Raw genomic sequence first — 1305 nt, forward strand, 5'->3', positions numbered from 1 at the left:
GGGTCTGCCCAGGGTTTGGTTGTCACCTGACCTGTGAGGATTTGTTCTCACTGGAAGGATGTCAATTATGGCAAAGGCATATCCGAAAGAGTTCCGCGACGACGTCGTGGCCGTGGCCCGGAAGGGCCAGTCATCGATGAAGCAGATCGCAAAGGACTTCGGGATCTCCGAAGGATGTCTGCATGGCTGGATGAAAAAGGCGGACATCGAGGACGGTAATCGTCCCGGTGTTACCGCGGCGGACCAAGCCGAGCTGCGGGACGCCAGGAAACGGATTCGGTTGCTCGAGCAGGAGAACGAGGTCCTGCGGCGGGCGGCGGCGTATCTCTCGCAAGCGAACTTGCCGGGAAAATAGTCTTCCCGCTCGTCCGTGAGATGGCCGCGGCCGGTGCCCCGATCAGGGTGCCGGTCGCGGTGGCGTGCAGGGTTCTGGGCCGATCAACCCAAGGGTATTACAAATGGTTGCAGGACCCCGTGTCCCAAAGGGATTGGGATGATGCGCACCTGATCGAGGTGCTGCGTGAGATTCATGCCGACGACCCGACACTGGGGTATCGGTTCCTCGCTGACGAGCTCGCCGATCACGGGGCGACGGCGTCGGAGAACCGGGTGTGGCGCCTGGCGCTCATCGGCGGGCTGCAAGCCTCCCACCACCGCCGACGAGGCAAAGGGAACAAGCCCGGGCCGGCGGTGCACGACGATCTCCTTGGAAACGTCGATGACAAGGGCCGCGTGACCCACGATTTCGGTTCCGTCGCGACGGGACCGGACCAGGTGTGGTTGACCGACATCACCGAGCACTGGACCGCGGGCGAGGGCAAGCTCTACCTGTGTGCGGTCAAGGACTGCTGGTCGAACAAGATCGTCGGCTACTCCATCGATACCCGAATGACATCGGAACTCGCCGCCGCAGCCCTCCGAAACGCAATCACCCTCCGCGCCCCGGCCGGGACCATCGTCCACTCCGACCGAGGTAGCCAATTTCGTTCGAAGAAGGTCGTGCGGCTTCTGAAGAACAACGGCCTCCGTGGCTCGATGGGCCGGGTCGGTTCCTCGAGCGATAACGCCGCGATGGAATCGTTCTTTTCCCTGCTCCAGAAGAACGTGTTGAACACCCGCCGGTGGGACACCCGGGAGCAACTGCGTCTCGCGATGGTCGTCTGGATCGAGAAGAAATACAACCGCCGACGCCGGCAACGATCCCTCGGGAAGCTCACCCCAGTCGAGTTTGAGACAATCTACTTAGCCACACACGCGGCCTAGAAACCACCCACCCCCAGTGTCAACCAAAGTCTGGGCAGACCC

The 1305-nt window shown here is 62.1% G+C and carries 1 protein-coding gene; it reads left to right on the forward strand.

Annotation, left to right across the window (positions count from 1 at the left end; genetic code table 11):
- Positions 1–67: 67 nt before the first annotated feature.
- Positions 68–1263 (forward strand): IS3 family transposase gene (locus ABD059_RS09920; RefSeq protein ID WP_343879582.1). Its coding sequence is split into 2 segments (ribosomal slippage): positions 68–346 and positions 349–1263, totalling 1194 coding nucleotides; the frame shifts between segments, so codons are not numbered across the junction.
- Positions 1264–1305: the final 42 nt, after the last annotated feature.

Origin of the sequence: Arthrobacter flavus (genome assembly GCF_039526005.1) — a bacterium.
In the GTDB taxonomy this organism is placed as follows: domain Bacteria; phylum Actinomycetota; class Actinomycetes; order Actinomycetales; family Micrococcaceae; genus Arthrobacter_D; species Arthrobacter_D flavus.